Below are 20036 nucleotides of genomic sequence, written 5' to 3'. Positions count from 1 at the left end.
GTCTCTTAATTTCATAATTTATAGGCTCATGTGATGAAACCTTTATTATTTCGCCGTTTATTTATAAGCGGTACGTTTAGCTGTGCATTTATGTTCAGCGCTCCTGTATTCAGTCAAGACTTAACTGATTTACTAAAAGATGCCGTTGATAATGATCCATGGATCCAATCTTCAAACTGGCAACAAAAAGCATTAACCCAACAAGGCTTGGCAAGCACACAATGGATGGACCCAAAGCTATCTGTGAGCCTTGGTAACTTAGCCACTGACAGCTTTGATTTTAATCAAGAAGCCATGACACAGTTAAATGTGTCGTTAATGCAGATGTTACCCAATAAAAACAAATTACATTTATCTGAAAAAGTATTTATTGAACAAGCTAATTTACAGCCGCTTTTACGCGATCAACGTATCGCACAAATCAGCCTAGAAATTAAAAAGCTGTGGATAGAAGCGTTTCACGCCCATGCCAGCATTGCGTTAATTAAAGATAATTATCAATGGTTCGAGCAGATGATTGATTTGAGTAAAAACAATTATCAGTCCGGTTACAAATTTTCAGACAGTCAAAATATTTTAGAAGCCGAATTAGAGCTTTTAAAAATGGATGACAAACTATTAATACTAAAAAACAAGCAAAATCTTATGCTTGCTAAACTTTCTCAATACCTTAATAAACCAATCGATCTTGCAAACAGTCAATGGCCAACAGATCACAACATCATCAAAATCGATACAAATCAATTTATTAGTGAGGCCGTAAACGCACACCCAAGCATGCAAATATTAAATCAACGAATTGTGATTCTTGAAAATGAAAAATCACTTTCAAGCACAACGGACGATTTAAATTGGACAGTAGGTGCTGGATACGCATATCGCGCAGATGCAGATAATGGCATGAAACGAAGTGACTTATTAAGCATATCTGTCAGCGTGAATGTCCCTTATTTTTCTAAGAACAAAGCAAACCTAAAAGTGGAATCAAAATCATCAATGATTCAAGCGTTAATGTTTGAAAAACAAACATTGGCTAATCAATTAACCACTCAATATCAATCCATTTTAGCGCAATGGGAAAACAATGCAGAGCGCTTAAAGTTAAATCAAAATCAGTCATTAGAAAAAAGCACTGAGTTTTCTGATGTGGCGCTTAACTCTTACACCACTAACAGCAACGATTTTTCAAAAGTATTAAAGGCAAAAATTATTGAGCTAAATACTAAATTGACATTATTAGAGTTAACAAGTGACCAACATAACCTTATCGCGCAATACCAATACATCAACACAGGAACATCAAAATGAATGCTCTTAAAAAAGTAATACTTAGCACTTTATTATTGTTAACGGGGTTTATTATTGCCTTTTTACTGATAACAAAAACACAATTACTGACGCAATTTACAGGTTCGCATTCTAGCGAAGATATGAGTGAAATGGACAGTGACAAACCGCTTTATTGGGTGGCCCCGATGGACCCAAACTATCGACGTGATGAACCAGGTCAATCACCAATGGGTATGGATTTAATACCTTTTTATGGTGAAAAAGAAGGGGCGTCACCTGGCACCATTTCAATTCACCCTGATATTCAATTTAATTTAGGTTTACGCACAGCCAAAGTAAGCAATCAAAAATTTAACACAAAAATTCAAACCATTGGTTATGTGGTTCCAGATTCTGATTATATTGTGCATCAGCATTCTCGAGTTCAAGGTTGGATTGAAAAACTGTATGTAAAATCTGTTGGTGACAAAATAGAAAAAGACCAAGCATTATATGAAATTTATTCACCTGAATTAGTCAACGCCCAAGAAGAATTATTAATTGCACTTAATCGAAACAATCAATTTTTAGTGGACGCTTCAGCACAACGATTACTTGCCTTACAACTCTCTCAAGCGCAAATTAACACATTAAAAAAAGAGAAAAAAGTTAAACAAACGGTCAAAATTTACGCAAAAGAATCAGGCATTGTTACCAAACTTAATATTGTTGAAGGCTATTATATTCAACCAGGTATGACATTAATGTCTATTGCTGATTTAGAACACATTTGGGTCGAAACGCAAATATTTGAAAGCCAATCTAATTTATTAAGCACTGACATGTTTGCAACCATGAAATTTAATGCCTATCCGTCTGATACATGGGAAGGTAAGTTAGATTACATTTACCCTGAATTAGATGCAAAAAACCGAAACATTACCGCTAGAATTAAATTAAAAAACAAAGGCATAAAATTAAAACTTAACATGTTTGCTGATGTGACTTTGAGCATTCAAGATTCAGAAAAATCACTTCAGATTCCTACAGAAGCGTTAATTCGATTAGGCGATACTAACCGTGTAGTCGTAAAAATGGATGACAATAAATTTAAAACAGTCAACGTCACGATTAATCGCATCAATGAAAATTGGGCTGAAATAAAATCAGGACTTTTGGCAACGGATACTGTTGTGACGTCATCTCAGTTTATGATTGACTCTGAATCATCTAAAAGCTCTGACTTTAAACGTTTTACGACTGAATCAAATGAAAGCATGAGCGAAATGGAAAGTATGACAGGTAAGTCCGAAAAAGAAATGGCCAGTGACTCTGTATGGGTAAGCGCAACCATTAATTCAATTAACTCAGACACCAACAAAATCAATATTGACCATCCTGCCATCGAACAATGGAAATGGCCTGCTATGACCATGAATTTTAACGCCGGTGAATCACTTGATTTAACGTCTTTAAAAGAAAACTCAAAAGTAGAGGTTCAATTAAGCAAACAAGATAAAAAATATTATATTGTTGCAGTTAAATCAAACAATAAAAATATCGCAATGGTGGCATCAACCATAAATACCCTTGATATAGAGAATTTAAAAGCCAATATTTCCCACCCACCTATTGAAGCATTCAAATGGCCTGCCATGAAAATGAATTTTAATCTTGCTGACAACATCGATCTTTCTGAAATTAAAGAAGGCATGGAAGTCATGACAACGATTGAAAAAAATGGCAAGAAATTCATAGTGATTGATATTAACCCTATACCAAAAAGTGATGATGTCGATCATTCTGGTATGGATCATTCATCGATGGGTCATTAGGAGAAACTTATGATTGGTCACATTATTTTATGGTCAGTTAAAAACCGTTTTTTGGTTTTACTGGCAACGGTGTTTATTACCTTAATGGGTTTATATTCACTTTCTAAAACACCCCTTGATGCGATTCCTGATTTATCAGACGTGCAAGTAATCATTAAAACAAGTTACCCAGGTCAAGCGCCACAGGTGGTTGAAGACCAAGTCACGTATCCGTTAACCACGGCAATGTTAACCGTACCTGGTGCACGTACTGTGCGTGGTTATAGTTTTTTTGGTGACTCTTATGTCTACATTATTTTTGATGAAGGCACCGATTTATATTGGGCTCGATCGCGAGTACTTGAATATTTATCGCAAGTTGCACCCAATTTACCACCACAAGCCAGCACACAACTTGGCCCCGATGCGACCGGTGTAGGTTGGATTTACGCTTATGCTCTTGTAGATAAAACAGGCAAACATGACTTAGCGCAACTGCGCAGTTTACAAGATTGGTTTTTAAAATATGAATTACAAACGGTGCCAAATGTATCTGAAGTAGCCACCATTGGCGGTATGGTTAAACAATACCAAATTGAAGTAGACCCCGATAAATTAGCGGCGTTTAATATTCCATTACAGCATATCAAAATGGCAGTTAAACGTTCTAACCAAGAAGTGGGCGCATCGGTTGTTGAGCTATCTGAAGCAGAATACATGGTGCGAGTCACGGGTTACATTCAATCAATTGAAGATTTACGCGCAATTAATTTAGGCGCAAACGATCAAGGTGTCCCGTTATTATTACAAGATGTGGCAGACATTCAATTAGGCCCACAAATGCGCCGTGGTATTGGTGAGTTAAACGGTGAAGGTGAGGCTGTAGGTGGTGTAGTAGTAATGCGATTTGGTGAAAATGCCAGACAAACCATCATCGATGTAAAAGCAAAATTAGAACAACTTAAAAGCGGCTTACCTGAAGGCGTTGAAATTGTGCCTGTCTATGATCGTTCAGGATTAATTGAGCGCGCTGTTGAAAACTTATGGCATAAATTGCTAGAAGAATTCTTAGTTGTGATGTTTGTTTGTTTTATTTTCTTATTCCATATACGCAGCTCATTGGTTGCCATTATTAGTTTACCCGTTGGAATTTTAGCGGCGTTTATTATTATGAAAGCACAGGGTTTAAATGCCAACATCATGTCATTAGGCGGCATTGCTATTGCCATTGGTGCAATGATTGATGGTGCCATTGTGATGATTGAAAACATGCACAAACACATGGAAAAAACCCCACTCACCAAAGAAAACCGCTGGGAAGTGGTAGCAAAAAGCGCATCAGAAGTGGGCCCTGCTTTATTTTTTAGTTTGTTGATTATTACGGTAAGTTTTGTACCTGTCTTTACTTTAGAAGCACAAGAAGGAAAAATGTTTGCACCGTTAGCCTTTACTAAAACTTATGCTATGGCTGCATCTGCAATTTTAGCCATTACGTTAGTGCCTGTATTAATGGGGTATTTCATTCGAGGTAAAGTATTACCTGAGCATAAAAATCCGTTAAATCGTTTTTTAACGTTTATATATATGCCCGTTTTAAATTGGGTATTGTCGAATCCTAAAAAGACCATTGCGGTTGCATTATTAAGTTTAGTAGTAGGTTTATATCCTGTTAATAAAATCGGTAGCGAGTTTATTCCTCCTTTAGATGAAGGGGATTTAATGTATATGCCAACGACTTATCCTGCTATTTCTATTGGTGAGTCGCGCAGTATTTTACAACATACTAATAAGCTGATTAAAACTTTGCCTGAAGTGTTAACGGTTTACGGAAAAGTAGGACGCGCAGAAACTGCAACGGATCCTGCACCTTTAACTATGATCGAAACCTTCATTCAATTGAAACCACAAGATCAGTGGCGTGAAGGGATGACCACGAAAAAAATTAAAGAAGAATTAGATTCTTTAGTGAAAATACCGGGGTTAACCAATGCTTGGGTCATGCCAATTAAAACTCGAATTGACATGTTAGCCACAGGCATTAAAACACCAGTGGGTATTAAAGTCAGTGGCCCTGATTTATCAGTTATTGAAAAAATCGGACAAGACTTAGAGAAAATTATTGACCCAATTACAGGTACCGCTTCTGTTTATTCAGAACGAGTAGTAGGTGGTCGATACATTAAAGTGGACATCGACCGTCTTCAAGCGTCTCGTTATGGTTTAAACATATTAGACATTCAAGAAGTGGTTGCCTCTGCAATTGGTGGTATGAAAATCACTACAACCGTTGAAGGGTTAGAGCGTTATCCTGTGAATTTACGTTATCCACAATCGGAGCGTAATTCGCCTGAGAGTCTAAAAACACTGCCGTTAATTACCCCTAAAGGTGAGCGTATAGCCCTGCAAGATGTAGCGCATGTGTATATTGAAAAAGGCCCTGCTGGTATTAAAAGTGAAAATGCTCGCTTAAACGGTTGGACATTTATTGACATCAAAGACATTGATATTGGCACTTATGTTGAAAATGCTCAAAAAATTGTACAAGAACAACTTGAGTTACCAGCAGGTTATGCAATTGCTTGGTCGGGTCAGTATGAATATATGCAACGCGCTAAAAAGAAACTGTCGATGGTGATTCCATTAACGCTTGTGATCATTGTGCTTTTATTATTTTTAAATTTTAAAAACTTTACAGAAGTATTAATCATAATGGGCACACTACCCTTTGCCATTATTGGCAGTATTTGGTTAATGTTTATATTGGAATATAATTTTTCTATTGCAGTGGGTGTCGGGTTTATTGCGCTAGCCGGTGTATCCGTAGAAATTGGCGTGATTATGCTTGTGTATTTAAACCAGTCATTCAAAGAAATGTTAGATGACTGCGAACAAAAACAAGTTACGCCTACATTAGAAAATTTAAAAGCATCGATTTTACATGGTGCTGGTTTGCGAATTCGCCCAGTTATGATGACGGCTTGTGCCATTATTGTCGGATTATTACCTATATTATTTGGAACGGGTACAGGCTCTGAAGTGATGACTCGAATTGCAGCGCCTATGGTGGGCGGCATGATCAGCTCGGTAATATTAACGTTGTTAGTATTGCCTGTTGTTTATTTTATTACCAAAAAAAGTGTTATTAAAAAACATAATCAATAATTATTAGGGGATCCTAAAATGAAATTACAAACAATTGTTAAAACCACTATTTTGAGCACAACGTTAGCATTAAGTGTGAATGCAATCGCATCTGGTAGCCATTCAAGCGGCCATGATATGAAAGAAACTATGCCTATGAAACATGATGCTATGAAAAATATGGACCATATGGAAAATATGGACCACAGCAGCATGAAAAATGGCATGATGATGAAAAACAAAGTAATGACGATGCCAGAAGACGGTGAAATGCTTATGGGCAGCCCACAAAGCGTTATGCTTCATTTTAATGAAGCCGTCACCATTAAATCTATTACACTGTATAACGAAGCAGAAGAAGCGTTAGATGTCGAATTTGACTTTTCAGATTCCCCTGAAACAATGTTCAAACAAGATATAGACACTTTAAATGCCGGTACTTATACAATTAAATATTTTTACGCCAACTCAAGTGATGATCTTGAGCAAGGTGAATTCTGGTTTATGGTTCATTAATTTTGTTCTTCCCTGATATTTTATCGGGGAAGTTTTTTATTTTTTAGAGGATTTATTATGAAATTAATTACAAAGAGTTTTTTATTTAGCACCGCTTTATGTTTGTCTACTTTTGCTTTCTCGCATGCCAAACTTGAATCATCTACACCTGAAAAAAACAGCGTAATAGATGTATCACCTTCCACTATTGGCTTTAACTTTAATAAACCAATGCGCTTAATAAAGGTATCGTTAACGGATCAAAATGGTGAAACATTAAAATTAAAGAATCTTGGCAAAACATTTATTGAAACACACAAAATAATGATGGACGAAATCAATCCTGAATATTATCTAGTTAAATGGTCAAGTTTAGGAAAAGATGGGCACAAAATGTCCGGTGAATTTTCATTTATGTATCATGCAGAAAATATGCAACATGATGAAAAACTTGAAGCATTCTATCAATCATTCATCGCTTCAACTACTGCAATACCTTCAACCACAACACCTAAAACAACCAAATAACTTAGGTCACTCTTATGTTTGAAATGATTCAACTATTGTCCCAGATTATGATTAATCTATTAAGTATTACACTGATAGGATTATTTATCTGTCAAACTATTATAATGCCAAAAGCACTTAACCCTATTATCATTTTAAAACTAAAATCTTGGAAAATAGCACAAATTATTTTATTGGGAATATTTTTGATAATTAATTACATCACTTTAGTGATTGTATTTGCCGAAGAAGGTTTCTCTGGTTTAATGGACCCTTTTTATCATGAATTGATTTTGGACGGCCCACAAAAATGGATTCTTGCACTAAGTGTTTTAAGTTTATTACTGCTAAGCATTACTCACTTAATAGCTATAAAGTCATACTTCAAATCCATCATTAATTTAATTTTCAGTAGTTTATTATTATCTCCCTTTATATTTTCCGGGCATTTCTATGATGCTCACATTGTTTTTACCGTTTTAATACTTATTCATATTATTTGCGTCAGCTTTTGGATTGGCAGTTTATACCCTTTATATTTATGCAGTTTGCCCACACTAAACACCGATATCCCAAGTGTTAAATCATTGATGGACAAATTTGGAAATATTGCTGCGGCATTTGTCGCTAGTTTAATATTGTCTGGTGGAATATTATTGGTATATAACACTAATGATTTAAACACAATTTTTACAAGTAATTACCACCTTGGTTTTTTAGTTAAATTTTTAAGTGTCGCTGTCATTCTTATTATTGCCTGTCTTCATAAATTTGTATTAGTTAAAAATCTTAGTGATAGGCATTCTTTAGTAAAACTCAATCGATCCATTTTTATCGAAATCATCGTTGCGTTAATCATTATTTTGATTAGTACCGTTGTAGTAAAATATATTGGACTGGAATAATTTGGACTGAATTATGTTAATTAAACATTTATCGTTACTATTAATGATCGGGTTTGCCAGCATTAGCTGTCAGACTCAACCAGAACAAGATCAAACAAAAGTTGATCCCACCATTGCCCAAGCAAAATTAATTGAATCCATAATCATCACTGAATTTGCTGATCAACACCCTGGATATGATTTATTTTTAAAAAATGGCTGCCCTGTTTGTCATGACAAAGATTTATCGGGCACTAAAATGGGACCACCTTTGATATTCTCGCTTTATAAAAATGGTCATCATAATAATGAACGTTTATTTAAGAGTATAAAAGAAGGCGTGGCTCAACATCATTGGTATTTTGGCAATATGCCTGCTTTTGCTCACATATCCGATACAGACATCAACCTTATGGTGACTTTTATTCGTCAATCATTAGAATTAAACAAAATAAAATAACGGGGAAAGCCACTTATGAAAAAGATTATTATTTGCTCAATCAGTACCGCTGTTTTGGTTTTATCTTGTTCCAAACAAGACAACATTGAAAGCATTCCAGTAACTAATGAACCCTTTACCACCCCCACTTTTGATATGGTTAAACAAGATACTCGTCGCTGGTATTCCAATCAAATGGTAAAAAACGGTGAACAAACATTTCAAGATTATTGCGGCGCTTGCCATAAAAAAGACGCAAGTGGCGCTAAAAACTGGATGGATAAACCTAAAAAAGGCTCATATCATACTCCCCCTTTAAATGGCGACGCTCATGCTTGGCATCATCCTTTAATTGCATTACATCAAACTATTAAAGGTGGGACGGTAAAATACGGTGGCAATATGCCCGCTTGGGAATCCATTTTAAATGATGAACAAATCTATGAAGCGATTTCGTTTTTTCAAAGCAAATGGAACGATGACACTTACGCTGCATGGCTAAAAAGAAATAGGCCGCAACCATGAATATTTTTTCAAACTTAATATTAACAAGTTCAGTCATTACATTATTAATTGGTTGCAAAGCCACACCAAAAATGGATCCGTTAGAGCATCAGGCGATGACAATTAAAAATGTAAACGTGACAGGCATTGCTGATCATTTACCTGGGTTTGATGTGTATAAACAACAGGGTTGTAATGCGTGTCATGGTGAAAAATTAGAAGGCGGCTTAAAAGGCCCTCCTATTATTTTTGCACTATACAGTCCAAGCTCTCACAGCGATGCAAGACTTGATAAAAGTATTCGCCAAGGTGTAAAACAAGATCATTGGTATTTTGGCGATATGCCGGGTTACCCCGATATGTCTAAACAAGATATGAAACAATTGATCAATTTTATTAACACGTCATTAAAGATGAATGACTTTTTTTAAGGCTCTAAAATGAAAAAAAGTTTGGTTTTAACATTTACTGCATTATTAGCGTTAAGTGCTTGTTCTGATAAAAAAGACGACATGCAAGCTCACAGCGACACAACAATGTTACCTGATTCATCAATAACTCAACCCGACACAAATCGTTGGTATACTGGCGAGCAAGTTGTAAACGGTCAAAAAACCTTTGAACAAATTTGCGCAAGTTGCCATAAAAAAGACGCAAGTGGCTCTGAAAATTGGAAAGAGTCTAGTCCGTCAGGTGTATTTCCACCCCCGCCATTAAATGGTAACGGGCATACTTGGCATCATCCATTAGATCAAATACATTCCACTATTAAAAATGGCACGGCAAGCTTAGGCGGTAATATGCCTGCATGGGGAAAGGTATTAAGTGATGAGAAAATTATAGAAACCATTGCGTTTTTTCAAAGCAAATGGAGTGATGAGGTTTATCATCAATGGGCAAATAAAGGTGGCATGCACCATTAATTGTTACCCATCCATTTTTAAAAATGGATGGTTTTTTTTATTCTTCTTCGTCTGATGATGCTGAGCACGATTCTCTTGAAAGTTCATACACCAATTCAACTTCAGTCGTGCCATTAAGGTTTTCTAAAGCACTTGGTAATTGCTCTTCGCACCATTGCTCTGCATCACTTTTTAGAAGAAATCCGCCGCCATCCACATCATAACAATATTCGCCACCTGGGATGAAAAAATTAGCCACATCACTATCAGTTTTAACTTTACATGACGAATACGTAATACCACCATCGCAACTTGCCAACATCAATACACTCATTGCACTGCCTAATAGCATTTTCTTCATATTAACCTCTTTATTTAAAACTAATTAACTACACATTAACTACGCCTAGTTTAATCAATTAACCGTAAACTTAAATCTATAGCCGTCACGTTTTTAGTTATTTGACCTGATGATACAAAATCAACATCTTCATTAAATGTCGCTAGTGTCTCTAATGTAATATTACCTGAAGATTCTAACTTTGTTCGAGTTCGGTCAATGGCTAAATTACTTTTTAACTGAAAGTTATCTAACATAATAACATCTGGTGCACAGGCTAATGCACGCTCTAATTCTTTTTCGTTTTCGACTTCAATTTCAATTTTTTTATCTGGATACAAACTGCGCGCTTTATTGATCGCTTGTTCAATACCACCACAAGCGGCGATATGATTTTCTTTGATTAAAAACATATCGTATAAACCAATGCGATGATTGCCACATCCACCCACTAATGCCGCGTACTTTTGCCCCATGCGTAAACCCGGTATGGTTTTACGAGTGTCTAAAATGGTGATGTTTTTATTGGAAATGGCTTGAGTGAATTGATTGGCCAAGGTTGCCGTTGCACTTAATAGCTGCAAAAAGTTAAGGGCGGTGCGTTCTGCGGTTAATATTGAACGTGAATTGCCTGACAATTCTAACAAGGTTTGATTTGGTTCGACTTTGTCGCCATCTTTTACAAACCAGTTTAATTTAACGGTGTCATCAAATTGCTTAAAGGTTTCATCCACCCAAGCAACCCCACAAATTACAGCGTGCTCACGAGTAATCACACGAGCATTTGAGATTGAATCGGCTTCGATTAATTCAGCAGTAATATCGCCAGATTGAATATCTTCTTCTAAAGCAAATTCAACATTCTTTTTAATATGCTGGGTTAATAATGATAAATAAGGTAAATCTGCTGGTAGCTTTAAACTCGAAGTTTGCATATATAGTTCATTCTATCTGTTAAAATTGCGCGCAATTATACTTGAAGAAGGCCTTGCGCGTCACTTTTTCATAAAAAAGCACAATTACCTAGTTTGTGAGGGGTCATATTTTTTTAAATTGTGGTAACGTGTGTTTTTTCCAATTTTTAACCGAGGAATCCTCAATGATTTTGGTCATTTTAGCCATCGCATTTGCGGTGTTTCGTTTTTCACATTTTAACCCACAGCGTATTATTTTACCGATAGCACAACCCGTGTTGCTTAAAATTCACTCAATGAAACAGGCAAATGGTTTGGTTGCACTGTTTATTGGTGTCATATTACCCACTTTAATTTCAATCGGTATTTTAACCTTATTCCCCCAAGACATATTCATTTACAGTGCAAGTTTAGTGCTTTTGATTGTCGCATTTGCTGGCAATAACTATCAAAAACATCTTGAGGACTTTATTGCATTACGCAAAAATGGAAATGACAAACAGGCCTTTGACGTGGCCACACATCATTTAGGTCTAGACCCAGAAAAACACAATCAAAATGATCCTAATTTATATGATGCGGTTAATCGTGGAATCATTGGCCTTCAATTTAATTCGTTATTTTTATGCTTTTTTTGGTATGTCGTTTTATTAGGTCACCCATCTGCGGTTGTATTAATTTTATGTTTAAATTTATTTATTAAAACCGCTCCATGTGCTCCTTTAATTGCTTTGAACCTACGCCATGCTCTTGCGTGGATTCCCGTACGATTGACAGGCCTAACCTTTGCTTTAGTTGGGGACTTTGTTCGCTGCATTAATGTTTGGTTTAAAGATTTATTAGATATACAAATGCCATCCAGAAAAATTTTACAAGAGTACGCCAATGCTGCTTTAGGTGAGATGATTGAACCTGATGAACTGTCTCTACAAATTATAAAATTACTGCAACGTAGTTTAATTGTATGGATCGTTTTAATAGCACTAATCAGTTTATTTGGGGATTTATTTTAATAAGCGACATTTACTTCGATTACTGCATCAAATTATTTGATCCGGTAATCGAAGGTCCATTAGAAATCATTGTGATATTTCCAGATAAATCGTGCATCACGACTTGGTTACGCCCTCGCTCTTTTGCCTCGTATAACGCCTGATCTGCCAAATCATATAACTGGCTAAACTCTCGTTGATTAATTTGATCTAATGCCACCAATCCAATTGAACAGCTGCATTGATACTTAGCAGTTTTCAAATTAAATTTATGCTGAATTCTTTGAGCCACTGTTCTAGCATTTTGTTCATCACAATCACTAAAAAACACCAAAAATTCATCTCCCCCCCAGCGAGCTGCAATATCTTGTTGGCGTAAACAACTATTTAACACACTACCTACCGCTGCAATTATTTCATCTCCTATTTGATGACCAAAATTATCATTAATCTCTTTAAATAAATCGATATCTATTAACATAAATGCAATGGGCAGCTTTTTTCGACTGGCGTAATCAAAGGTATGACGAGACGTTTCGTTAAATCCATGACGGTTGTATAAATTGCTTAATTCATCAGTTAAAGCAATTTTTTCTAATTTATTGTTTTCAAGTTTGGTTTCTCGATATTCACGATAATGCATAATTAAGCTACGTATACGTAAGTTTAACTCGTCAAAATGCACAGGTTTAATCATATAATCGTTTCCACCGATCAAGAACACATCTAATAATCGTGCTTTATCTGCGTCGTTGGTCAACACAATCACAGGCATTTGCTGCTGAATATCATCACTTAATGCACGAATATATTTCACAACACTTAATCCAGAATCCCCTTTATCCAAAATCAAATCTACTATGGCTAAATCAAATTGATTATGCTCGATTAAATCAATTGCATTACTGGCATTAGAAACATGTTTTACTTGATAACCGATTTGTTGTAATTGCAAAATCGTGTTAGAAGATTGAGCTAATGAATCATCCACATAAAGAATTTTTGCTTGAGAGGCTATATTTTCAAGTAATGCTGAACGCTTTAAACTATGAATAATCGATAAAAAATTCTGCTTTGCAAAGACTTCAGTAATATTTGCATTAAATGCTTCTATTAATAGATCTTGACTAAATTGCGATGTAAAAAGATAGATTGGGCAATGATTATAATGAGGTAGCTCTTTGATGTTTTTTGCAAATACTTGATAATTTTTTGAGTTTTCATGGGATATAGTGATTGCACTGAATTTAACCTGTTTACAACGTTCTAATCCTTGTTTTGTGTTGGAGTAATATTCAAATTCCATCCCAATGGTGCGTAGGGTTTTTTGCAGTAAATGCGCAAATGTTTTTGAATATTCAATGATTAATATCTTCATATATAATTCACAAAAAAACCAACCAAGTTCGCTTTTTTGGTACTCTCACTTATTTTATCTATCTGTATCTTTAACTCTAGACGTAACGATCCACCTTTACTTTTATTATTGTTATTTTATGTATTCTGCTAGAAATAAATAGGATAAATGAGCCCATATGTTTGTCAGGCCCATCCAAACTGACATAATTTTTAGGTACACTACCTGTTTTATATTGTTGAATTCTATCCATGCAACACAAAAACACACTAGCGCCCTTTTTATATGTATTTATTACTTTTTTGAAGCTTGGCCTCACCTCTTTTGGCGGCCCAGTTGCCCATATTGGCTATTTTCGAAAACAGTTGGTCGAAAAACAAAAATGGGTATCTGAATCAGAATTTGCACAATTGGTTGCTATTTGCCAAGTACTGCCAGGGCCCGCAAGCAGCCAGCTGGGGTTTGCGTTAGGTTTATTGCGTGCAAGTTGGCTTGGGGGAATTTCAGCATTTATCGCCTTCACTCTTCCCTCGGTGTGTTTGTTGATTGGTTTTGTTTGGCTATTACCCCACATACCTGAATCCATCAGCCAAAGTATGATTCATGGACTCACGCTGGTCGCTTTAGTGGTGGTAGCCGATGCTATTATTGGTATGTCAAAAAAGATGTGCGTGGATGCAGCCACTATTTGCATTGCACTTTTATCCCTTACGATATTAATTGTGTTTAATCAAAGTTATGCACAAATACTCACTATTCTTTTTGCGGGGGTTGTGGGTTTTTATTTTTGTAAACCAACACAGATACAAATAGGACAAACCTTTAAACTTCAATACGGCAAAAAACTCAGCGCCATATTGTTAATTGTGTTTTTTGGATTATTGTCTTTATGTTTTATACCGTCATTAAAACAAGACTTGATTTTATTGTTTCAAATATTTTACAAAACAGGTGCACTGGTTTTTGGCGGTGGCCATGTGGTATTGCCTTTATTAGAAAACGAATTAGTAGCCACTGAATTAATTTCACAACAAACGTTTATTTCAGGTTACGGTGCGTCTCAAGCGATGCCTGGCCCTATGTTTTCATTTGCCGCTTATTTAGGGCTAGCAATGCCTGAGCAAACGCCTTCAATAATGAATGCATTGTTCGCGGTTTTATTTATTTTTTTACCGGGTTTTTTATTAGTGGCTGCTGCATTGCCCTTTTGGAATACATTATCAAACCATCCAAACGCAACTAAAATTATGACAGGTATAAATGCAGCGGTGATAGGTTTACTGGCTGCTACGTTTTATGACCCAATAATTACCCACGCGATCGTTTCTTGGTTTGATATTTTAATTGGTTTGATAGGATTGGTTTTATTGAATTATTTTAAACGTTCGGTTTTAGAGATTGTGGGATTTTGTGTGTTGGCAAGCATGGGTTTTGCATTGATTTAAAAAATTTAAAAGAGACTCAATATTTTTGACTCCTTCCCCCTAAATCGATTGATTTAAATCAACTCATTAAATGAATCAATATGTTTGGTCGCCGGCAGCAACCTTGGATCATTACCATGGTTATAACCATAGGTGACACATACAGATTTGATATTCGCAGCATTTGCCGCATCAATATCACTGCTTGAATCTCCCACCATTATCACGTCTTGAGCCGTTAAGTTAAAAAAGTCTATTGCATAATTTAATGGTGCGGGATCGGGTTTTTTAACTTTAAGCGTGTCGCCACTTATTACTAATTCAAAAAAAACATCTATTTTCATAGACTTTAAAACAGTGGGTGTAAATTGTTTGGGTTTATTTGTGATGACGCACATTTTTATGTTTTGTTGTTTTAATATAGTTAATACATCAAAGACACCTTCGTATAATTTTGTAGAGTGACCGCTGCACTGCGCATAATGTTGATTAAAAAATACCATTGCATTTTCCATTTGCACTTCAATTTCTTGTTCTGTTTTTTCTAAACTAAAAGCCAAGGTGCGTTGTACTAATTTTCGTGAGCCATTTCCTATCCAACTTTGAACTTGCTCTAGCGTGACTGCTTTGAGTTTTAAATCAATTAACATTTTGCTAATGGCTTGGTAAATGTCATACGAGCTATCGACTAATGTGCCGTCTAAATCAAAAAATATCGCTTTGGGTTTGGGCTGGACTAGGGTATTTATCATGGAAGGTTCTAATTGATGGGAATATTTAAGAGAGGTTTATTTGTTGCGGTGTTGCGGTGCAGAAATTTTGTAGGCTGACTGTAATATTTAATTCCGACAGAACGCCGGAATTAAATTTAAAAAATCTTAGTTACAACGACCTGTGAATTTACGATCTTCAACGTTGATTTTAATTTTATCACCAATAGAAATATGTTCAGGTACTTGAACAGTCAAACCTGTCGTTAAAATTGCAGGTTTTGTTCTAGCAGTAGCCGAGCCACCTTTTAATGACGGGTCAGTTTCTGTAATTACCAACTCAACGGTTGAAGGTAAATCCAATGCAACGGGAGCGTCATTTACTATCATCACTTGAAGCCCTTTTGTATCTTCTGAAACGAAAAGCAATTGATCGCCCAATGCATCTTTGTGTAAGTTATAAGCCGTGTAATCTTGACTGTCCATAAATACATATTCTTCGCCATCGATATAAGAGAACGTCACTTCACGTCTCTCTAAATCCGCCAATGCAATCATGTCAGAATCTTTAAATGTATCATCGATTTTCTGATTGGTTGCAACTGAATACATACGCATACGATACAAACTACCACCTGCACGACCTTGAGGTACGCTGCGCTCAATATCTCTTACAATATAAGCTTCACCGTTCATCTCAACGGCCATATTTTTTTTGATTTCACTTGCTTTAGGCATTTTTAGCTTCCCCTTAAATTAATGCAGCGCATTATATGCTTGAGCTTCGTGTTTGGAAAGCAACACAATGATAATAACGCTTCCATTTTGTGATTTTGTATTCAAATGATCATTTGAGTGTGTACTTTGTTCATGCATCCTTGCTCTTTGATCTTGGTGGCGCTAATTAAATGATATATTATCTAACTCCAAGTGTTACAGACTCATTAGGACTTTTTATGTCGATTCAAAATATTATTGATACTTTCATTGAAATTATTACTCTGGATTTAATACGCTATATTTGGGGGACTTTAAGCATCAGCTTTTTATTGATTCTATTATCCAAACAATTAATCAAACGTAAAATCCAAAAAAATTACCCGACAAAACACCAACGTAAATTTGAAATATTACACTCATTTAACTCAACTATTGTGTTCTCTGTATTAGGAACTGCCTTTATTTTTGTATATGGTACGCCAGCATCGGTGATTGCAAGCGAACAATCAATTTCTGTTTACGCTTTTATCTTACAAGTCATAGCTTTAGCGATCACTCACGATACCTATTTTTACTGGACACATAGAGCTATTCATCATAAAAAAATCTATAAATACACCCACACGGTGCATCATAAATCACGCACACCTACACCTTTTACCTCTTATTCATTTTCGTTACCTGAAGCGTTTATTCAGGCATTGTTTTTTACTATCGCTTTGCAATTTGTTCCGATGCATGTAGAAGCATTAATTGTGTATTTGAATATTTTAATGGTTAGAAATGCAGTAGGCCACAGTGGTTTTGAACTGTACCCAAATTGGTGGCTTAACAGTCCATTAAAATTTATTACACCCGTAACGCATCACGACATACACCATGATCGGTTTAAATATAATTTTGGGTTGCACTTTAATTGGTGGGATAAAATTTGTAAAACAGAAGCCCCTTACTATGAAGCACGTTTTTATGAAGCTACTAATCAATACACAATACAAACAGCTGCTTCTAATATCACTTCCAAACTTTAACCCTAAATGGCAACTCAAATGTCACATTTTAGTTGCCTAAGATTTCTTTTCTCGTAATTTTAAACGCATTTCATCTCACTATTAAGTTTAAAAGGTATTGCAATTACTGACTTCAAACTCAGATTATGCTTAAATTCATTCTTTTTTCTGTGTCGATTTTATGCATTCTCATTACCGCGTTTTAAAACAACTTTCCCACATAACATTTAAAAGTGGAGAGGTGATCGGTTTAGAATGCCAAGTCACCAAAGCCATGGTATGGAAGTCTGTGGATAAGTTACGAAAATTAGGCATTGATGTAATAGCTGTTAATGGTCGCGGGTATAAGTTAGCGCAAAATATTATTTGGTTAAATTCGTCAAAAATTCTAAAACAAATGAAGCAGGTAAAATTAGACACTTTAAATGTCAGTCTTTCTGAAAGTTCAACCAACAGCGTGCTTTTGCAACAAAAACAAACTGGTCAATTAAATGCATTACTAACAGAACATCAAAGCTCAGGCCGAGGTCGGCGCGGCAAAACGTGGGTAAGCCCAATTGCAAAAAATATTTATATGTCTATGAGCACTGTTTGCAAAGAATTATCCACTGATCATAGTAGTTTAAGCATTCAAACCGGCTTAAAGGTTGCTGAAGTTTTGCAAAACTACATCCCTAATATTCAAGTAAAATGGCCAAATGATTTATGGGTAAACAAACATAAAATCGGGGGGATTTTAGTAGACATTAAAGTTCTCTCTGATGGCAGTTTTAAAATTGTTTTTGGACTGGGTTTGAATGTGAATGTTTCAAATGCATTGGATGAAGTCGACCAACCTTGGACTTCTTTTTATCAACTTTTAGGCAAGGAAATAGATCGAAATATCATTGCTGCTGAATTATTAGACGCTTGCGGACAATGTTTACTTAACCCTCACGCTGACTTTTCAAATTGGCATGAATTTGATGCATTAAAATCAATGACTGTAAATGTATTGGCAGGTAATGATCAAAAACCAAGCTACTATGGGGTTGCATCGGGTATAAATGCTGCTGGAAACTTATTAGTTCAAATACAAGGCGAATCCAGTCCACGAGAATTAACTGGCGGCGAAGTATCTATTCGTTTAAAGGATACAACCGGTGAATGATCAATCATCTGTTTGGATCATTGATGCCGGTAACACGCGCATTAAACTTCGAGAATTACATGGGGAGCGCACGGTACGTTCGATTGTTTTATATTGGCCACTGCTAACAAGTGAATTTATTGAATCAAATAAAAACATATTTAATAAGTGTCGGGCAATTTTAACCAAAGTGGCATCCCACCATTCTTTAACATTATTACTAACACAGTTTGAAAAAGTCATAGAAATTAATCACCAACTTATAAAACAACATTTTGGTTTTAATACTGAATATATAGATCCAAACCAATTAGGCATCGATCGATTACTGGCCTCTCTTGGCGCTCGATTATTATTTGAATCTCCAAATCTTGCAGTAATTAATGCAGGCACCGCGACAACAGTCGAACTGATAAATAATCAAACACACAAAGGCGGAATGATCATAGCAGGCAATCAATTAATGCTTAATTCGCTTTTTACTGCACAACAATTACCCAAATTAAATGTCGATCGAGCCATTAAAATTGGCAAAGACTCATACAATTGCATGCAAACAGGCCTCGCATTTATGAACCAAGGACTTGTATTGGCCATTGTAAAAGAATATAAAGTAGACAATTTAATAATATGTGGCGGCAACGCTAATCAATTTGCCAATATGGATACATCCATACATATTATTCCAGATTTAATCATGCAAACCCTAACCAAATTATCCACAAGGTTATTATGAAACTTATTGCTTATATACTCATTGCTGCAAACATCGTATTTGCCGCTTTTTATTTCAGCACCAAAACGGATGCTAAAAACAAAACAGTGAAAAGCACTCAAGCAACGCTTTCAAACTTAGCGTACTCCCCCCAATCGACAACCCAACAAAAACCAACCACCGCTTCGATTAAGCCTATTGAAGCTGCAAAACCCGCGATTCAAGCACAACCAGTCAAACCTGCTACTTTTTGTATTGAAATCAGCCAAATTATCGAACCAGAAACAGTAACAAGCATCCAATCAATTTTAAATAAAAATCAAATAACCCATAGCGTACGCGAACTGGAGTCATTAATTAAAACAGAATATTGGATTTTAATTGGCCCTTTTTCTTCAACTAATCGAACCAAACTGGAAGTCAGCAACTTAAAGAAAGAATCCATTGATTATTATATTCGTGCAAATGAACCCTACACTGGCGCTATTTCATTGGGTTTATATAGTGGTTTAAGCAATGCTAAAGGCGAAGTTGAACGAATAAACAAAAAAGGGTTCGACTCAAGATTAGAAGAACGCAAAATATTTAAAACACTTTATTTCTTTGATTTACCCTCACATAGCAGTACCAAACTCGATAATAATGTGTGGAATGAGCTTTTAAAAAGTAGCAGCACAATAAAAAAATCAAAAAAAGATTGCTAAGGTATTGATTCAAAAGGAAAACTACGTATAATGCGCCTCACTCAACGGGCAATGGCCAGTCAGTAA

21 protein-coding genes are annotated in these 20036 nt (G+C 35.7%); 16 read left to right on the top strand and 5 right to left on the bottom strand.

The window, feature by feature from the left end; translation table 11 throughout:
• The first annotated feature begins 33 nt into the window (after positions 1–33).
• Genes TYM08_RS04350 through TYM08_RS04305 form a run of 10 tightly spaced genes read left to right on the top strand, consistent with a single transcriptional unit; the run spans position 34 to position 9976 of the window.
• On the top strand, positions 34–1308 hold the full coding sequence (locus TYM08_RS04350) for a TolC family protein (protein WP_422381744.1): 1275 nt from the start codon (positions 34–36) through the stop codon (positions 1306–1308).
• Positions 1305–3104: an efflux RND transporter periplasmic adaptor subunit gene (locus TYM08_RS04345; protein ID WP_422381743.1), complete on the top strand. Its 1800-nt coding sequence runs from the start codon at positions 1305–1307 to the stop codon at positions 3102–3104. Before TYM08_RS04350 ends, TYM08_RS04345 begins: the two co-directional genes overlap by 4 nt.
• 9 nt (positions 3105–3113) lie before the next feature.
• Complete coding sequence (locus TYM08_RS04340) at positions 3114–6245, top strand: efflux RND transporter permease subunit (RefSeq protein WP_422381742.1); 3132 nt, start codon at positions 3114–3116, stop codon at positions 6243–6245.
• An 18-nt stretch (positions 6246–6263) separates the two neighbouring features.
• Positions 6264–6740 (top strand): copper resistance protein CopC, encoded by a 477-nt coding sequence (locus tag TYM08_RS04335; protein ID WP_422381741.1) that lies wholly within the window; start codon positions 6264–6266, stop codon positions 6738–6740.
• A gap of 57 nt (positions 6741–6797) precedes the next feature.
• Positions 6798–7247, top strand: coding sequence for a copper resistance CopC family protein (locus TYM08_RS04330; RefSeq protein WP_422381740.1), 450 nt, complete (start codon positions 6798–6800; stop codon positions 7245–7247).
• Positions 7248–7261: 14 nt separating this feature from the next.
• Positions 7262–8131, top strand: a complete 870-nt coding sequence (locus TYM08_RS04325; RefSeq protein WP_422381739.1) for a copper resistance D family protein — start codon at positions 7262–7264, stop codon at positions 8129–8131.
• Positions 8132–8144: 13 nt separating this feature from the next.
• Complete coding sequence (locus TYM08_RS04320; RefSeq protein WP_422381738.1) at positions 8145–8570, top strand: c-type cytochrome; 426 nt, start codon at positions 8145–8147, stop codon at positions 8568–8570.
• Positions 8571–8585: 15 nt separating this feature from the next.
• A complete protein-coding gene (locus tag TYM08_RS04315) occupies positions 8586–9074 on the top strand; it encodes a c-type cytochrome (protein ID WP_422381737.1) in 489 nt (162 codons plus the stop codon).
• A complete protein-coding gene (locus TYM08_RS04310; RefSeq protein ID WP_422381736.1) occupies positions 9071–9484 on the top strand; it encodes a c-type cytochrome in 414 nt (137 codons plus the stop codon). The genes TYM08_RS04315 and TYM08_RS04310 overlap by 4 nt, the downstream gene beginning before the upstream one ends.
• 9 nt (positions 9485–9493) lie before the next feature.
• The gene (locus TYM08_RS04305; RefSeq protein WP_422381735.1) at positions 9494–9976 is read left to right on the top strand and encodes a c-type cytochrome; all 483 of its coding nucleotides are present in this window, start codon (positions 9494–9496) and stop codon (positions 9974–9976) included.
• Positions 9977–10013: 37 nt separating this feature from the next.
• Here TYM08_RS04305 and TYM08_RS04300 read toward each other — a convergent pair whose 3' ends face one another.
• Positions 10014–10316 carry a hypothetical protein gene (locus TYM08_RS04300; RefSeq protein WP_422381734.1) on the bottom strand — a complete coding sequence of 101 codons (303 nt, stop codon included), beginning with the start codon at positions 10314–10316 and terminating at the stop codon, positions 10014–10016.
• A gap of 50 nt (positions 10317–10366) precedes the next feature.
• A complete protein-coding gene (gene nadC, locus TYM08_RS04295; protein WP_422381733.1) occupies positions 10367–11230 on the bottom strand; it encodes a carboxylating nicotinate-nucleotide diphosphorylase in 864 nt (287 codons plus the stop codon).
• 164 nt (positions 11231–11394) lie between these two features.
• Between nadC and ampE the strand changes: the two genes are divergently transcribed.
• A complete protein-coding gene (gene ampE / locus TYM08_RS04290) occupies positions 11395–12222 on the top strand; it encodes a regulatory signaling modulator protein AmpE (RefSeq protein WP_422381732.1) in 828 nt (275 codons plus the stop codon).
• A 19-nt stretch (positions 12223–12241) separates the two neighbouring features.
• Here ampE and TYM08_RS04285 read toward each other — a convergent pair whose 3' ends face one another.
• Complete coding sequence (locus TYM08_RS04285; RefSeq protein WP_422381731.1) at positions 12242–13579, bottom strand: diguanylate cyclase; 1338 nt, start codon at positions 13577–13579, stop codon at positions 12242–12244.
• Between the two features lie 230 nt (positions 13580–13809).
• Between TYM08_RS04285 and chrA the strand changes: the two genes are divergently transcribed.
• On the top strand, positions 13810–15003 hold the full coding sequence (gene chrA, locus TYM08_RS04280) for a chromate efflux transporter (RefSeq protein WP_422381730.1): 1194 nt from the start codon (positions 13810–13812) through the stop codon (positions 15001–15003).
• Positions 15004–15056: 53 nt separating this feature from the next.
• On the opposite strand, the gene TYM08_RS04275 is transcribed toward chrA, so the two are convergent.
• Together TYM08_RS04275 and yeiP are read right to left on the bottom strand one after the other, a co-directional pair.
• Positions 15057–15734 (bottom strand): phosphoglycolate phosphatase, encoded by a 678-nt coding sequence (locus tag TYM08_RS04275; RefSeq protein ID WP_422381729.1) that lies wholly within the window; start codon positions 15732–15734, stop codon positions 15057–15059.
• 126 nt (positions 15735–15860) lie between these two features.
• Positions 15861–16430, bottom strand: coding sequence for an elongation factor P-like protein EfpL (yeiP, locus tag TYM08_RS04270; protein ID WP_422381728.1), 570 nt, complete (start codon positions 16428–16430; stop codon positions 15861–15863).
• A gap of 218 nt (positions 16431–16648) precedes the next feature.
• On the opposite strand from yeiP, the gene TYM08_RS04265 reads away from it, so the two are divergent.
• From TYM08_RS04265 to TYM08_RS04250, 4 genes are all read left to right on the top strand, one after another.
• Positions 16649–17443, top strand: coding sequence for a sterol desaturase family protein (locus TYM08_RS04265; RefSeq protein WP_422381727.1), 795 nt, complete (start codon positions 16649–16651; stop codon positions 17441–17443).
• A 160-nt stretch (positions 17444–17603) separates the two neighbouring features.
• Positions 17604–18572, top strand: coding sequence for a biotin--[acetyl-CoA-carboxylase] ligase (locus TYM08_RS04260; protein WP_422381726.1), 969 nt, complete (start codon positions 17604–17606; stop codon positions 18570–18572).
• Positions 18565–19287 (top strand): type III pantothenate kinase, encoded by a 723-nt coding sequence (locus tag TYM08_RS04255; protein ID WP_422381725.1) that lies wholly within the window; start codon positions 18565–18567, stop codon positions 19285–19287. The genes TYM08_RS04260 and TYM08_RS04255 overlap by 8 nt, the downstream gene beginning before the upstream one ends.
• Positions 19284–19970, top strand: coding sequence for a hypothetical protein (locus tag TYM08_RS04250; protein WP_422381724.1), 687 nt, complete (start codon positions 19284–19286; stop codon positions 19968–19970). The genes TYM08_RS04255 and TYM08_RS04250 overlap by 4 nt, the downstream gene beginning before the upstream one ends.
• Positions 19971–20036 lie beyond the last annotated feature (66 nt).

It is taken from the genome of Marinicellulosiphila megalodicopiae (assembly GCF_045862395.1).
Classification (GTDB): Bacteria; Pseudomonadota; Gammaproteobacteria; order Pseudomonadales; family Natronospirillaceae; genus Marinicellulosiphila; species Marinicellulosiphila megalodicopiae.
The sequence above is the reverse complement of the archived record's forward strand: the minus strand, read 5'-3'. Positions and strand labels throughout refer to the sequence as shown.

Coding starts and splice junctions, on each gene's coding strand:
- TYM08_RS04265 (WP_422381727.1), top strand. CDS start 16,649: ATGTCGATTCAAAATATTATTGATACTTTCATTGAAATTATTACTCTG.
- TYM08_RS04315 (WP_422381737.1), top strand. CDS start 8,586: ATGAAAAAGATTATTATTTGCTCAATCAGTACCGCTGTTTTGGTTTTA.
- TYM08_RS04300 (WP_422381734.1), bottom strand. CDS start 10,316: ATGAAGAAAATGCTATTAGGCAGTGCAATGAGTGTATTGATGTTGGCA.
- ampE (WP_422381732.1), top strand. CDS start 11,395: ATGATTTTGGTCATTTTAGCCATCGCATTTGCGGTGTTTCGTTTTTCA.
- TYM08_RS04320 (WP_422381738.1), top strand. CDS start 8,145: ATGTTAATTAAACATTTATCGTTACTATTAATGATCGGGTTTGCCAGC.
- TYM08_RS04340 (WP_422381742.1), top strand. CDS start 3,114: ATGATTGGTCACATTATTTTATGGTCAGTTAAAAACCGTTTTTTGGTT.
- TYM08_RS04310 (WP_422381736.1), top strand. CDS start 9,071: ATGAATATTTTTTCAAACTTAATATTAACAAGTTCAGTCATTACATTA.
- TYM08_RS04260 (WP_422381726.1), top strand. CDS start 17,604: ATGCATTCTCATTACCGCGTTTTAAAACAACTTTCCCACATAACATTT.
- TYM08_RS04325 (WP_422381739.1), top strand. CDS start 7,262: ATGTTTGAAATGATTCAACTATTGTCCCAGATTATGATTAATCTATTA.
- TYM08_RS04305 (WP_422381735.1), top strand. CDS start 9,494: ATGAAAAAAAGTTTGGTTTTAACATTTACTGCATTATTAGCGTTAAGT.
- yeiP (WP_422381728.1), bottom strand. CDS start 16,430: ATGCCTAAAGCAAGTGAAATCAAAAAAAATATGGCCGTTGAGATGAAC.
- TYM08_RS04330 (WP_422381740.1), top strand. CDS start 6,798: ATGAAATTAATTACAAAGAGTTTTTTATTTAGCACCGCTTTATGTTTG.
- TYM08_RS04275 (WP_422381729.1), bottom strand. CDS start 15,734: ATGATAAATACCCTAGTCCAGCCCAAACCCAAAGCGATATTTTTTGAT.
- chrA (WP_422381730.1), top strand. CDS start 13,810: ATGCAACACAAAAACACACTAGCGCCCTTTTTATATGTATTTATTACT.
- TYM08_RS04345 (WP_422381743.1), top strand. CDS start 1,305: ATGAATGCTCTTAAAAAAGTAATACTTAGCACTTTATTATTGTTAACG.
- TYM08_RS04285 (WP_422381731.1), bottom strand. CDS start 13,579: ATGAAGATATTAATCATTGAATATTCAAAAACATTTGCGCATTTACTG.
- TYM08_RS04250 (WP_422381724.1), top strand. CDS start 19,284: ATGAAACTTATTGCTTATATACTCATTGCTGCAAACATCGTATTTGCC.
- TYM08_RS04350 (WP_422381744.1), top strand. CDS start 34: ATGAAACCTTTATTATTTCGCCGTTTATTTATAAGCGGTACGTTTAGC.
- nadC (WP_422381733.1), bottom strand. CDS start 11,230: ATGCAAACTTCGAGTTTAAAGCTACCAGCAGATTTACCTTATTTATCA.
- TYM08_RS04335 (WP_422381741.1), top strand. CDS start 6,264: ATGAAATTACAAACAATTGTTAAAACCACTATTTTGAGCACAACGTTA.